At 67.9% G+C, this 14,092-nt stretch carries 11 protein-coding genes; 6 read left to right on the top strand and 5 right to left on the bottom strand.

Annotated features, from left to right (window positions below):
• Positions 1-74 precede the first annotated feature (74 nt).
• Both Mth01_RS22820 and metG read left to right on the top strand, forming a co-directional pair.
• The gene (locus tag Mth01_RS22820) at positions 75-1,307 is read left to right on the top strand and encodes a glycosyltransferase (RefSeq protein ID WP_204017972.1); all 1,233 of its coding nucleotides are present in this window, start codon (positions 75-77) and stop codon (positions 1,305-1,307) included.
• Between the two features lie 39 nt (positions 1,308-1,346).
• A complete protein-coding gene (metG, locus tag Mth01_RS22815; protein ID WP_204017971.1) occupies positions 1,347-2,939 on the top strand; it encodes a methionine--tRNA ligase in 1,593 nt (530 codons plus the stop codon).
• Between the two features lie 129 nt (positions 2,940-3,068).
• On the opposite strand, the gene Mth01_RS22810 is transcribed toward metG, so the two are convergent.
• Together Mth01_RS22810 and Mth01_RS22805 are read right to left on the bottom strand one after the other, a co-directional pair.
• Positions 3,069-3,851 carry a DUF559 domain-containing protein gene (locus Mth01_RS22810; protein ID WP_204017970.1) on the bottom strand — a complete coding sequence of 261 codons (783 nt, stop codon included), beginning with the start codon at positions 3,849-3,851 and terminating at the stop codon, positions 3,069-3,071.
• 316 nt (positions 3,852-4,167) lie between these two features.
• On the bottom strand, positions 4,168-4,554 hold the full coding sequence (locus Mth01_RS22805) for an SCO5389 family protein (protein WP_204017969.1): 387 nt from the start codon (positions 4,552-4,554) through the stop codon (positions 4,168-4,170).
• Between the two features lie 590 nt (positions 4,555-5,144).
• On the opposite strand from Mth01_RS22805, the gene Mth01_RS22800 reads away from it, so the two are divergent.
• The gene (locus tag Mth01_RS22800; RefSeq protein WP_204018007.1) at positions 5,145-6,011 is read left to right on the top strand and encodes a TatD family hydrolase; all 867 of its coding nucleotides are present in this window, start codon (positions 5,145-5,147) and stop codon (positions 6,009-6,011) included.
• A 13-nt stretch (positions 6,012-6,024) separates the two neighbouring features.
• On the opposite strand, the gene Mth01_RS30455 is transcribed toward Mth01_RS22800, so the two are convergent.
• Complete coding sequence (locus tag Mth01_RS30455; protein WP_407695970.1) at positions 6,025-6,174, bottom strand: DsbA family protein; 150 nt, start codon at positions 6,172-6,174, stop codon at positions 6,025-6,027.
• Between the two features lie 63 nt (positions 6,175-6,237).
• On the opposite strand from Mth01_RS30455, the gene rsmA reads away from it, so the two are divergent.
• From rsmA to Mth01_RS22780, 3 genes are all read left to right on the top strand, one after another.
• Entirely contained in the window at positions 6,238-7,083 is an 846-nt protein-coding gene (rsmA, locus tag Mth01_RS22790; protein WP_204017968.1) for a 16S rRNA (adenine(1518)-N(6)/adenine(1519)-N(6))-dimethyltransferase RsmA, read from the top strand.
• A 200-nt stretch (positions 7,084-7,283) separates the two neighbouring features.
• Positions 7,284-8,237: a 4-(cytidine 5'-diphospho)-2-C-methyl-D-erythritol kinase gene (locus tag Mth01_RS22785; RefSeq protein WP_204017967.1), complete on the top strand. Its 954-nt coding sequence runs from the start codon at positions 7,284-7,286 to the stop codon at positions 8,235-8,237.
• 86 nt (positions 8,238-8,323) lie between these two features.
• Complete coding sequence (locus Mth01_RS22780; RefSeq protein ID WP_204017966.1) at positions 8,324-10,162, top strand: ABC-F family ATP-binding cassette domain-containing protein; 1,839 nt, start codon at positions 8,324-8,326, stop codon at positions 10,160-10,162.
• A gap of 82 nt (positions 10,163-10,244) precedes the next feature.
• Here the strand turns inward: Mth01_RS22780 and Mth01_RS22775 are convergent, their stop codons facing one another.
• Together Mth01_RS22775 and Mth01_RS22770 are read right to left on the bottom strand one after the other, a co-directional pair.
• Positions 10,245-11,789, bottom strand: coding sequence for a trypsin-like serine peptidase (locus tag Mth01_RS22775; RefSeq protein WP_204017965.1), 1,545 nt, complete (start codon positions 11,787-11,789; stop codon positions 10,245-10,247).
• A gap of 393 nt (positions 11,790-12,182) precedes the next feature.
• Complete coding sequence (locus tag Mth01_RS22770) at positions 12,183-13,781, bottom strand: trypsin-like serine peptidase (protein ID WP_204017964.1); 1,599 nt, start codon at positions 13,779-13,781, stop codon at positions 12,183-12,185.
• Between the last annotated feature and the right edge of the window lie 311 nt (positions 13,782-14,092).

Raw genomic sequence — 14,092 nt, 5'->3', positions numbered from 1 at the left:
CGGGGACTTGACTCAGGCCCTACGGGGAAGCGGGCATCATTGGTGTCCTGGCGTCATATGCAAGGAGTTGCGACGTGGAACTGTCCGTTGTCATGCCATGCCTCAACGAGGCCGAAACCGTGGAGACCTGCGTACGCAAGGCCCTGGCCTGCATGCGTGAGCACGGGATCGACGGCGAGGTGGTGATCGCCGACAACGGCAGCACCGACGGATCCCAGCAGCTCGCCAGGGACGCCGGGGCGCGCGTGGTCCACATCGACCAGAAGGGGTACGGCAACGCCCTGATCGGCGGCATCCGGGCCGCCCGCGGCAAGTTCGTCATCATGGGCGACGCCGACGACTCCTACGACTTCACCGGCCTGCTGCCGTTCGTGGAGCAACTCCGCGACGGCGCCGACCTGGTGATGGGCAACCGCTTCAGGGGCGGGATCGCGCCGGGCGCCATGCCGGCGCTGCACCGCTACCTGGGCAACCCGGTCCTGTCGTTCATCGGGCGGCTGTTCTTCCCGAGCCGGATCGGCGACTTCCACTGCGGCCTGCGCGGCTTCCGCCGCGACTCGATCCTTCGGCTGGGCCTGCAGACGGGAGGCATGGAGTTCGCCTCCGAGATGGTCGTCAAGTCCACGCTGCAGGGGCTCGACGTCCGGGAGGTCCCCACGACGCTCTCGCCCGACGGCCGCTCGCGCCCGCCGCACCTGCGCTCCTGGCGGGACGGCTGGCGCCACCTGCGCTTCCTCATGCTGTACAGCCCCCGCTGGCTGTTCTTCATCCCCGGACTCGTGCTGATGACCCTCGGCCTGGTCGCGGGCGCCGCGCTGACCTTCGGCCCGGTCTACATCGGCAAGCTCGCCTTCGACGTCGACACCCTGGTCGGTGCGTCGGCGATGGTGGTGATCGGCTTCCAGGCCGTGCTGTTCGCGCTGTTCACCAAGGTGTACGCCGCGGAGGAGGGCTTCCTCCCCGAGGACCGGCGGGTCAGGCGGCTCGTGGACATCGTCACGCTGGAGAAGGGCCTGATCGCCGGCGGTCTGCTCGCGGTCGCCGGTCTCGGCGGCCTGGTCGCGTCGCTGGCCCACTGGGGTGGACGCGGGTTCGGTGAGCTGATCCCGGCGGAGTCGCTGCGCCTGGTGGTGCCGTCGGCGACCGCGTTCGTCATGAGCTTCCAGACGATCTTCGCGGCGCTGTTCATCAGCATCCTCGGCATCCGCCGCTCGAAGGAGACCCCGGTCGACATCGCGGCGTCCGCCGCGGAGGAGGCCGCCGAGGCCGTCAGCCACGACAGCCACGAGCCGGTCGTCGGCGCTTAATAGCAGGGGGCACGGGCGCCGGGCCGATAGGATTTCCGCATGGCGGCTACAGGATCGACAGCAGCAGGGGAGTCGGCGTTCTACGTCACGACGCCGATCTACTACGTCAACGACGCTCCCCACCTGGGCCACGCCTACACGACCGTCGCGGGCGACGTGCTCACGCGCTGGCACCGCCAGCGTGGCGAGAAGGTGTGGTATCTCACCGGCACGGACGAGCACGGTCAGAAGATCATGCGTACGGCCGACGCGAACGGCGTCACGCCACAGCAGTGGTGCGACAAGCTCGTCGAGGAGGCCTGGAAGCCGCTCTGGTCGCACCTGTCCGTCGCCAACGACGATTTCATCCGTACGACCGAGCCGCGCCACACCGAGCGCGTGCAGGAGTTCGTGCAGGACCTGTACGACAAGGGGGAGATCTACCAGGGCGGCTACGAGGGGCCGTACTGCGTGGGCTGTGAGGAGTACAAGTCGCCCGGCGACCTGCTGGAGGGCGACCTGTGCCCGGTCCACAAGCGGCAGGTCGAGTGGCTGAAGGAGGAGAACTACTTCTTCCGTCTCTCCGACTACGGCCCGCGCCTGCTGGAGTTCTACGAGAGCCACCCCGACTTCATCCAGCCCGCCTCCGCGCGCAACGAGGTGCTCCAGTTCGTACGGCAGGGCCTGCAGGACCTGTCGATCTCACGGTCGACCTTCGACTGGGGCATCCCGATCCCGTGGGACCCCAAGCACGTCATCTACGTCTGGATCGACGCGCTGCTCAACTACGCGACCGCCGTGGGGTACGGCTCGGACCAGGCGAAGTTCGACGCCACCTGGCCGGCGAACGTGCACCTGGTCGGCAAGGACATCCTGCGGTTCCACGCGGTGATCTGGCCGGCCATGCTCATGGCCAACGGCCTGCCGCTGCCCGGCAGGGTCTTCGCCAACGGCTGGCTGATGGTCGGCGGCGAGAAGATGAGCAAGTCCAACCTGACCGGCATCTCGCCGCGGCAGCTCACCGAGCACTTCGGGGTCGACGCCTACCGCTACTACTTCCTGCGGGCGATCCCGTTCGGCCAGGACGGCTCGTTCTCCTGGGAGGACTTCTCGGCGCGGTACACCTCCGAGCTCGCCAACGACTTCGGCAACCTGGCGTCGCGGGTCGCCGCCATGGTGGGCAAGTACTTCGACGGGGTGCTGCCGGAGGCGGTGGCGGCCGGGCCGGCCGAGCAGGCGGTCGCCGACGGGCTGGCCGAGGCGGCCACCCGGGCGGACACGCTGATCGGCGACAACCTGGACTTCGCGGGCGGCATCGCCGCGATCTTCGATTTCGTCAAGCAGGTCAACGGTTACCTGACCGAGCAGGCGCCGTGGAAGGTCGCCAAGGACGAGTCGCCGCAGGGCCGCGCCCGCCTGGCGACGATCCTCTACACGGCGGCCGAGTCGCTGCGTGCGATCGCGGTTCTGCTCAACCCGGTCATGCCCGCGACCTGTGCGAAGCTGTGGGCGTCGCTGGGGGCCGAGCCTCATCTCGGGCCGCTCGCCGACCAGCGCGTCGGCGACGTCGCGCGGTGGGGCCAGTTGCCGGCCGGCGCCCAGGTCACCAAGGGTGAGATCCTCTTCCCCCGCCTCGAAGACCCCAAGTCCTGACAACCCAGCGCGACACAGGCTGGGCTCTGAAAAGGGCTGCCCACCTAATCGATCTTGACGTTATTGCGCAAAAACAGCCACTCAGGCAGCAATAACGTCAAGGTCGATTACGACGGGCCTTGGCCCCGGCTAGGACAGGGCCCCGGCTCGCCGTAGGAGGTCGCCTATCTCCTGCACGATCAGGTCGGGCGTGTGGTACACGTGCGCCTTGGTGTAACGGCGTAGCATCCACCCTGCACCGAAGATCCGGTTCTGCCGGTCCACATCGTCGAGCCAGCGTCGCTCGTGATTCTCCCCGTCATATTCGATTCCCAGTTTGATCTTCGGATATGCGAGATCGACCCGGCCTATCAGCAGGAAGTCCTCGTTGTAGATCTCGTACTGGCTGATCGGCGGCGGCAGCCCACCACGCACGAGCAGCAGCCGGAGCCTCGTCTCCATGGGCGACTCGGCGAGCGGGTCGCTGAGCCGTACGATCTCGGGGAGCCGGCTCACTCCGCGTACGCCGGGATGGCGCGCGGCATAGTCCAGCAGGGCTGACGGCGCGAAGTGGCGATGCGCACCGATCCGAGCCAGCGCGTCCACGATCACGACAGCCTCGCACAGGTCGGGCTCGTCCCGGGCGAGGTCGAAGGCGATCCGGAGCGGCCGCAGCGCGGGCAACCGCTGCACCAGGCGGATCTCGCCATCGGCGAGCCGGTAGGAGTGGACGGTGATCCCGGGACGCGACCGCATGTACGTCCCCGGTGGGATCACGACATCGACCGGGTCGCTGCGGTCCTCACGCAGCAGGTTGGCCCCGTACAGCCACGCGGCCACTCGCCCTCCGATGACCCCGCCCTTGGGCAACAGCAGTGAGGCGCCCGCGGCCCGCACCCACGGCGTGATCGGGACACGTTCATGAACGTACACATCGCGAAATATGCGGATCCAGGGCGGTTTGCGGAGCCGTGCCAACGTCACGATCCCGGCGCGGACTGCCGCCGAACCCAGAAATGGGCCATTGAGCAGCTTCCGTGGCGGATCGGGGGCGGGGGTCACGCGCCCAGCCTGCCAGGCGACCTCTATCTGTGTACGGCTCTCGCCCAAACCGGCACCCGAGCTAATCGACCTTGACGTTATTGTGCAAAAAAAGCCACTCAAGCAGCAACAACGTCATGATCGATATTGCAGTGGCGAAGCCGCCGAAAGAGCCCCCGGAGGACCGGGGGCTCTTGAACGTCCGAGGTCAGCAGTTGACGAGTTCGGGGGTCTGGTTGAGGATCTGGGCTTCGGGGCTGGTGAACTCGGCGTACGCCTTGTCCGCTGCCGGGTCGAAGACCGCGACCCGGTGGCAGTTCTGGAAGGCCAGGCGGACGCCGAAGTGGTTTTCCAGTGCCTCGCGGATCGAGGTGCTGGCCAGTGCCCGGAAGAGCTGGCCGTAGGCCGCCTCATCCGGTGGTGCGACCAGGTTGTCGACGAACTCGGCTCCGGTCGCCTCGCGACGTCGGGCCAGATCGCTGACGAGCGACCAGGCGAACGGCAGGGAGTCGCGGATACAAGCGAGGAAGGCGGTGTCGTCGATCTTTCCCCGTTGAGCTTGCTCCAGCAGGTCAGACGGAACGGTCAGAGACATGTCACCTCCATGCAGACTTTCCCGACGCTAGGTGGCATCTGACGCCCCGTCTATCACCTCGTAGTAATGATTGTCATTCCACCAGCGGCTTTCTCAAGCGCGGTTGAGCGGCTCCTCTCCAGCAATACCCTCGTCACATGACCACGAAGAAGATCGGCATCAGCCTTGATTCCGAGCCGCACGACTGGGTGAAAGCGGGAGCCGACGACGCCGAGTCGGTCTCCGAGCGCATCGCCGGCGTACTCCAGGCAGAACGCGAGCGGGACGCGTGGCTCGCCGAGGAAGTGCTCGTGGAAGAGCTGCCATGGACCACATGGTTGCCTGAGGCCGAGCGTCAGACGTGTGCGCGTGAGCTTCTCGATCACCTGGTCGCGGGTGCTGACACCGGTGAGCTCCTGCCGTTCAGCCGCGCTCCCACTTCCTGGCGATCGACAGCAGTGGCATGGAGTGACCCGCGGCTTGCGCGAGAGCTTCAGGGGCCGTTCGCCGGTGACGGGCCAGAGGTCCGCGCCCCTTTGAGAAGTCCGCATGACAGGCCGCGGAGACGAGGTCGCGCGGTCAACGTGCGGGGGCGCGGTAGGTTTGGGGGCATGTCCCGGATGTCGCAAGAGCTTCCCACAAGGCCGGAGGCGCTGCCCGCCGAGGTGTTCGACAGCCACTGCCACCTCGACATCATGGTGGGCAGGCGGAAGGCCACCTCCGGGGATCCGGTCGCCCAGGCGGCCCAGGCGGCGGACGCCACCGTCGAGGAGATCCTCGACGAGGCGAGGAGCGTCGGCGTCACCCGGCTGGTGAGCGTCGGCTATGACCTGCCGTCCTCCCAATGGAACGCCGCCACGGCCGCCGCGCACGCGGACGTCTACGCGGCCGTGGCGATCCACCCCAACGAGGCGCACGCCGCCACTCCCGAGACGCTGGCCGAGATCGAGGAGCTGGCGCGGCAGCCGTACGTCCGGGCCGTGGGGGAGACCGGGCTCGACTACTTCCGCGACTGGGCCTCGAAGGAGGACCAGCACGCGAGCTTCCGCGCGCACATCGAGATCGCCAGGCGGACCGGCAAGGCCCTGGTCATCCACGACCGTGACGCCCACGACGACGTGCTGAAGGTGCTGGCCGACCAGGGCGCCCCCGATATCGTGATTTTCCACAGTTTCTCGGGGGATGCCGACCTGGCCGAGCAGTGCGTGGCCGCCGGATATTTCCTGTCATTCTCCGGTCCGGTGACGTACAAGAACGCGGGCTACCTCCGCGAGGCGGCGCGTGTCGCGCCCCCGGAGCTCATGCTCGTGGAGACGGACGCGCCCTATCTGCCCCCCGTGCCGCACCGGGGCAAGCCCAACGCGCCCTACCTCATCCCGCTGACGCTCCGTTGCCTGGCCGAGGTCAAGGGACTGGACGTCACGGACCTCGCCGCCACGATCACGGCGAACGGAGAGACCGCCTTCGGCGCCTGGTGACCGCCCCGCGACCCTATTCGGGCGTGGTGTCGTATTCCGGGCTCATGGCGGCCGCGAGAGAAAGATGCGGTTCGCCGTCCCAGGAGGCCGGCGCCCTTTCCAACCGCCGCTTGCCGATGTACGCCCAGGGGCAGACCACGTCGGCCCACATCTCGACCCGCATAAGACCCAGCCTGTCACGGACGGATGGGCGATCGGACCCGCCCGGATGCTCGACACTGGAGGCATGAGCCTGCTCGGACCGGTCGAAGTACGTGCGTTGGCGGAGAAGCTGAACATCCGGCCGACCAAGAAGCTGGGGCAGAACTTCGTGATCGACGGCGGCACGGTCCGCCGCATCGTCCGCGTGGCCGAGGTGACCCGGGAAGACGTGGCCATCGAGGTCGGCCCTGGGCTCGGCTCGCTCACCCTCGCTCTGCTGCCCGAGGTCGCGAAGGTCGTCGCCGTCGAGATCGATCCGACGCTGGCGGCCCAGCTCCCGATCACGGTGGCCGGCATGGCCTCCGAGCACGCAGATCGGTTGACGGTCGTCCATGCCGACGCCCTCCGGGTCGGCGTGGCCGATCTCGGCGCGGCCCCGACCGTGCTGGTGGCCAATCTGCCGTACAACGTGTCGGTGCCCGTCGTGCTGCACCTGCTCGAGGTGCTGCCGTCGCTGCGCCGGGGACTGGTGATGGTCCAGGCCGAGGTGGCCGACCGTCTCGCCGCCCGGCCCGGATCCAAGATCTACGGCGTGCCGTCCGTGAAGGCGGCCTGGTACGCCGACGTGCGCCGCGCCGGGCCGGTCGGCCGCAACGTGTTCTGGCCCGCCCCGAACGTCGACTCCGGCCTGGTCTCGCTCGTACGGCGGGACCCGCCGAAGACGTCGGCGACCCGCGAGGAGGTGTTCAAGGTGATCGACGCGGCGTTCGCGCAGCGCCGCAAGACGCTGCGCGCCGCCCTCGCCTCCTGGGCCGGTACGCCTGCCGCCGCTGAGGAGGCGCTGGTCGAGGCCGGCGTGGACCCGTCGGCGCGGGGCGAGCAACTCGGCGTCGAGGACTTCGCCCGGATCGCCGAGCACCGTCCGGCCTGATCCGGATGTGGGCGACGTGACCGGCGCGTACGGCTTTCGCCTGCCTTCCGGTCTTTTGAGCCTTTATCGAGAGGATCTCTTGGCCTGGCGTAGACGCAGGTCACGTTAGGCTCGTGGACCGTGTCCGTACCGAAGTCCAGAGTGAACCGACGAGCCGGCGAGCGCCAGGCGACCGCGAGCCCGGTTGCGGTGAACGGCTGATGCGCGCGATCACCGTGCGCGTCCCCGCGAAGGTCAACCTCCAGCTCGCCGTGGGCCCGCTCCGCGAGGACGGTTACCACGACCTGGTGAACGTCTTCCACGCGGTCTCCCTGTTCGATGAGGTGACCGCCGCCGAGCCGGGTGATCTCGGCGATCCGGGCCGCCCGATCAAGGTCACGGTTCGCGGAGAGTCCGCGGCCGAGGTTCCGGCGGACGACGGCAACCTCGCTGTGCGGGCGGCTCAGGCGCTGGCCAGGTCAGCCGGCCGCTCATACCGCGCGGACCTGGTGATCGACAAGGCCATCCCGGTGGCCGGCGGCATGGCGGGCGGCAGCGCCGACGCCGCCGCCGCGCTGGTCGCGTGCAACGAACTGTGGGGCCTCGGCCTGCCGGTCGAGGACCTCATGGAGATCGCCGCGGACATCGGCAGCGACGTACCGTTCGCGTTGCTGGGTGGCACCGCCGTCGGCACCGGCCGGGGCGAGCGGCTGACGCCGCTGGAGACCGCCGGCGTGTTCCACTGGGTGTTCGCGCTCGCCGACGGCGGGCTGTCCACGCCCCGGGTGTACGGCGAATGCGACCGGCTGCGGGAGGCGCGAGGAATCGGAGCGCCCCAGCCTACGGTGAGCGAGTCGCTGCTGGCCGCGCTGCGAGAGGGAGACGCCAAGGAGCTCGGACGGGCACTGTGCAACGATCTGCAGCCGGCCGCGCTCTCGCTACGCCCGTCGCTGGCTCGTACGCTCGAGGTGGGCCTTGAGCTGGGCGCCCTCGGCGCGATCGTCTCGGGTTCCGGCCCGACCTGCGCGTTCCTCGCCGAGTCGCAGGCTCACGCGGCCGACCTGGCCGCCGCGCTCGCGAACGACCCGGCATGCTCAGCCCTCAGCCGCGAGGCGGGGCTCAGCCGGTCCGTCGTCACCGCCTTCGGGCCCGTCCCCGGTGCCGTGTCGGGCTAGGCCCGCTCTGGAGTCTGTGGGAACTGGGGCGGTGGGCCGCGGATTGGGCTGGGTAGGGGTGGTGGGCCGGATAGGCTTTGTCAGCGATGAACCTGGTCAATCTCGAATCCGTTTCCCACGCCTTCGGACCCAAGCCGCTGCTGTCCGATGTCTCGCTCGGCGTCGAGCAGGGCGATCGTGTCGGCGTGGTCGGCCGCAACGGCGGTGGCAAGACCACGCTCATCTCGATCATCGCCGGCGAGTTGCGGCCCGACAGCGGTCGGGTGACCCACACCCGCGGCCTGCGCGTCGGCGTGCTGTCGCAGCGTGACGACTTCGATCCGGCGTCAGCCGTACAGGATCTGGTCCTCGACGGCAGGGCGGAGCACGAGTGGGCCGGAGACCCGACGATCAGGGGGATCCTCGCCAACCTGCTCGCCGACATCGACCTGTCGGCCAGGGCCGGGGATCTGTCCGGTGGGGAGCGGCGCCGTACGGCTCTGGCCCGGCTGCTCATCGGCGAGCACGACCTGATCATCCTCGACGAGCCGACGAACCACCTGGACATCGAGGCCATCGCCTGGCTCGCCGGGCACCTCGCCCAGCGGAGGTCCGCGCTGCTGGTGGTCACCCACGACCGCTGGTTCCTCGACGCGGTGTCCACCCGGACCTGGGAGGTCGTGGACGGATCGGTCGAGCGTTACGAGGGCGGATATGCCGCCTATGTGCTGGCGAAGGCCGAGCGGGCGCGGATCGCGCAGGCCGCGGAGGAACGCCGGCAGAACCTCATGCGCAAGGAGATCGCCTGGCTGCGGCGCGGCCCGCCCGCCCGTACGTCGAAGCCGAAGTTCCGGATCAACGCCGCCGAGGCGCTGATCGCGGACGTTCCGCCGCCTCGGGAGACCGTGGAACTGATGAAGTTCGCCTCGGCGCGGCTGGGCAAGACGGTCGCCGATCTCGAAGACGTGACGCTCCACGCCGGGGGACCGGGTGCGGGACCGCTGGTGCTCGACCGCTGCACCTACCAGTTCGGCCCGGGTGACCGGATCGGTCTGATCGGGGTGAACGGCTCGGGCAAGTCGTCGGTGTTGCGTCTGCTGTCCGGGACGGTCGAGCCCGACTCCGGCCGGGTCGTGCGCGGCAAGACGGTGCGGCTGGCCCACCTGTCGCAGGAGCTCAGCGAGCTCGACCCGTCGCGGCGGGTGCTGGAGACGGTCGAGGAGATCCGCAAATACGTCCAGGTCGGGAAGAAGGAGTGGTCGGCCTCCCAGCTCCTGGAACGCCTCGGCTTCCGGGGCGAGGAGCAGTGGAAGGTCATCGGCGACCTGTCCGGCGGCGAGCGCCGCCGCCTGCAACTGCTCAGGTTGATCATGGATGAGCCGAACGTGCTGCTGCTCGACGAGCCCACCAACGACCTCGACATCGAGACGCTCACCGAGCTGGAGGACCTGCTCGACGGCTGGCCCGGCACGCTGGTGGTCGTCAGCCACGACCGCTACTTCCTGGAGCGGGTCGCCGACCGGTGCGTCGCCCTGCTGGGCGACGGCAGGCTGTCGATGCTGCCCGGCGGCGTCGACGAGTACCTGGAACGACGCGCGGCCGGCAATGCCCTGTCCGCTCGTGCGGCTGGTACGGCTTCCGCCCCGGCGGTGGCCTCGAGCGGCTCTTCCGGCGCTTCCGGCGCTTCCGGGCCCGCTGACTCCTCAGGGCCTTCGGGCGGGCTGTCCGCCAAGGAACTACGGGAGCTGCAGAAGGAGCTCGGCCGGCTGGAACGCCAGCTCGACCGGCTGGGTGCGGAAGAAACGAGCCTGCACGCCGAGATGGCACAGGCCGCGAGCGATTTCGAGCGCCTGGCGAAGCTGGACGCCGAGCTTCGCGAGATCGGCGCCCGCAAGGAGGCCGTCGAGGCCGAGTGGATGACGCTCGCCGAGCGCCTCGACGACTGACGCTGACGACTCCGCTGATGACCCCGACAAAGGAGGAAGGGGCCCGGCGACGCGCCGGACCCCTTCCCTATGACCCTTACAATCAGGTGATCTTGCCGGACCAGCGGTTCGCGGCGGACTTGTAGACGGCCAGCGTCTCACCGTCGAAGTACGGGGAGAGGCTGGTGTCGATCCGCCGGTTGCCGTCGCGGTCGGCCACCGCGATGGTCACACCGTTGAGGTAGCCGAGCCGCTTGCTGTTGCTGTAGCGGTACAGCCACGCCGAGCCGAGGGCGCCCTCACCGGTGAAGGATGACTTGATGCCCAAAAGCTCCTCGCCCTTGATGGCCGGGGCGGTCGCGGCGAAGGTCTTGCCGTACGACCACTTGAGGGTCTTGCCGGTGAAGGCGTGGTTGCCGTCCGGGTGCGACCCGCTCGGGTAGCCGAACACGAAGACCTTGGTGCCGACCCGCTGGTTGTAGGCGATGCCCTGCCCGCCGACGTTGTCGCCCAGGCGGCCGACGTCGTCGAGCCGCACGTCGATGACGCGGCCGTGCAGCTTGTAGTCGACGTCGAAGACGCCCCAGAAGGTGGACTTGTACCAGTAGCCCTGGTCCTTGTCGTACCAGTAGTAGGTCGTCTGCTTCGTCGCGTCGTCGGAGTTCCAGTGGTTCTCGTCCGAGCCGAAGCCACCCTTGGTGAACTCTCCCTTGGTGACGCGCTCGGCGACGGTGCCCCACGTGTCGTCGCTGTAGGTGGAGGTGCCCTTCTTGGCCTGAGTCTCGAGGGTCGTGCGGGCCCCGTCGATGGTCGAGGGGTTGACCGCGATCTGGGCGACGCTGGCGGAGACCTTCTTGGCGCCCCGGGTACGGAGCTTCTCCTTGTGGGCCCAGTCGACGACCTGGGTGATCCTGCCGGAGACGGCGGTGTGCTTGGTCTCCAGCGCCTTCTTGGCCTTGGCGGCCTCACCCCTGGTCTCGAAGACGGTGTTGTCGATCCACTGCCCGACCCTGGTCACCTTCGAGCCGGTGACCTTGACGCCGTTGTAGACGGTGACGAACGCGTAGTCGCGGTCGCCGTCCTCGAAGACGTCGAAGTCGGAGTGGGTGAACGCCTGCTTGCCGACGTAGATGCCCCACGGGGTCTTGCCCTGGTAGTAACCGGGGACGAAGACCCACTTGTCCAGCGTGGCCTTGTTGCTCTTGGTGTCGTAGACGCAGTGGCCGGCCGTCGCGACCAGGTTGCGGTACTTCGACTGGACCGCGGTGGCCGAGCACCAGTGCGGCCTGCGGTCCGCGCCGATGAAGAAGACCTTGCCCGAGGTCCGGGGCAGGTTGACGTTCTTCGACCTGCCGGCGGAGCCCTTGTAGCCGCTCGAACTGACGACGCCGGGCTTGCTGTCCGCCTCGGGGCCGTTGCTGACCGAGACATGCTTGGCCCGGACGGTGGTCTCCACGGCGTACGGCTTGGCGTTGCGCAGGTTGGCCATCTTCTCGCCGAACCAGAACGCCGCCACCTGCTTGGCGGCGAAGTTGCTGTTGGCCAGGTTGTCGGCGGCGACGGGGTTGTCCGCGTGGGCGGGGGTGGCGATGGCCGCGGTGGCCAGCAGGCCGGCCGCGATGCCACCGAATGCGAGGGTGCGCTTCATGAGGGTTGTTCTCCTTGGTCTGTCGTGGGGCAACTTTTGGCCCCAAGCGTCAGTAAAGGAACCGTCAGCAAAGCTATAAGAAAGATGTTGGGGAAAGTAGCGCTTCGCACCGCTCACAGGTTGCTCACAGTGATCAGGCGCGGCTCCGACCGTGGCGGCATATGCGGTGTTTCGCCTGGTAGTGAACGGGGTGTAGCGTCAAACGTGACTCTACGCAACTAGCCGAAGTTCGGACTAAATGTGACCTAAATCACACTGTCTGGATGAAACCGAAAGCCTGGTTGATCACGTCTGAGATTGCCCGCCTCTGATGCCGACCCGTTGATCGTCTGGGGACGACGAAGGGCCCGGCCGAGACGGCCGGGCCCTTCTGTCGGATCTCGCGCGATCTCGTCAGACGATCTTGCCGGACGGGGTGGCCGCGGCGACCTTGTAGACGGCCAGGGTGTCACCGTCGAAGTACGGCGAGACGCTGGTGTCGTAGCGGTTGTTGCCGTCGGTGTCGGAGACGCCGATGGTGACGCCGTTCAGGAAGCCGAACCGCTTGGAGTTGCTGTAGCGGTACAGCCAGGACGAGCCGAGGGCGCCCTCACCGGTGAAGGACGACTTGATGCCCACGAGGGCCTCGGCCTTGAGGCCCGTGACGCTGGCGGGGAAGGTCTTGCCGTACGAGTACTTGAGGGTCTTGCCGGTGAAGGCGTGGTTGCCGTCCGGGTGCGACCCGCTCGGGTAGCCGAACACGAAGGTCCCCTGGCCGACCTTCTGGTTGTAGGCCAGGCCCTGACCGCCGACGCTGTCGCCGAGCTTGCCGACGTCCGCCAGGTCGAGGTCGAGGACCTTGCCGACGAGCTTGTAGTCCAGGTCGTAGTTCACCCAGAAGGTGACCTTGTACCAGCCGTTCTCGTGCTCGAAGTAGAAGGCCTTCAGGTCCTCGGAGAAGCGGAAGGGGACACCGTCCACGGAGGTCGCCGAGTTCCACTCCGACCGGGTGACCCGGGTGACGTTGACGCCGGTGCCCGGTGCCGTCTTGAACGTCGTGGTCGCGCCGCGGCCCTGGTTCAGCTTCGCCAGCGCGTCCTTGACCTTGGAGTCGATCTGGGCCACGGTGGGCTTCTCCGTGGCCAGGCGCGTCGGCACGACGTCCTCATACTGAGCGATCACCCAGTCGAGCAGGTCGACGTCGGTCTTCTTGAACTCCTTGTTCTTCTTGTCCCGGACCACCGTCTTGGGCTCGGAGACGAACGGCACGATGCGGCCGGCGAAGGCCGTGTGCTTGGTCTCGAGGTCGCGCTGCACCTTCAGAGCCTCGGCCCTGGTCTTGAAGACCTTCTTGTCGATCCAGTCGTCGACCCTGGACGTCTTCGAGCCGGTGACCTTGACGCCGTTGTAGACCGCGACGAACGCGTAGTCGTAGTCGTAGTCGGCGTACGTCTCGAAGTCGAAGTGGGTGAAGGCCAGCTTGCCGACGTAGATGCCCCACGGGGTCTTGCCCTGGTAGTAACCGGGGACGAAGACCCACTTGTCGAGCATGGCCTTCTCGGTCTTGGTGTCGTAGACGCAGTGCCCGGCGGTGGCCACCAGGTTCTTGTGCATCGACTGGACCGCGGTGGCCGAGCACCAGTGCGGCTTGTGGTCCGCGCCGATGAAGAAGACCTTGCCCACGGTGCGCGGCAGGTTGACGTTCTTCGACTTGGCGGTGGACGCCTTCTGGTCGCCGCTGGACCCGACCGTGCCCGCCTTGGTGTCGGTCGGCGTGGGGGCGACGTCGACGTGCTTGGCGGCGACCTTGGTCTCCACGGCGTACGGCTTGGCGTTGCGCAGGTTGGCCATGTTCTCGCCGAACCAGAACGCCGCCACCTGCTTGGCCGCGAAGTTGGTCTCGGCCAGCGGCTTCGGCTTGGGCGCTGTCTTACCGGCGTGGGCCGGGGTGGCGATGGCGGCGGTGGCCAGCAGGCCGACCGCGACACCACCGAGCATCAGGGTGCGCTTCAAAGAGGGAGCTCCTTGGTCTGTCGTGAGGCAGCACTTTTGGCCTCATTCGTCAGTAAAGGATGGGCAAAGCGAAACTAGGGGATTGATGCCTGCTTTGTACAGGGGGTCCACCTGCGAGTAAAAGGGAAAAAGGACCCGGCTGGGTGCCGGGTCCTTTCCTTACTTCATCGGATCGCCCAGGGGTCAGACGATCTTGCCGGACCAGCCCTTCTCGGCGGCCTGGTAGACGGCCAGGGTCTCACCGTCGAAGTACGGCGAGACGCTGGTGTCGATGCGGTTGTTGCCATCGGTGTCGGAGACGCCGCTGGTGA

This window comes from Sphaerimonospora thailandensis (assembly GCF_016863115.1).
Lineage (GTDB): Bacteria > Actinomycetota > Actinomycetes > Streptosporangiales > Streptosporangiaceae > Sphaerimonospora > Sphaerimonospora cavernae.
Note: the sequence above shows the minus strand (reverse complement) of the source record. Positions and strands in the feature narration are given on the sequence as shown.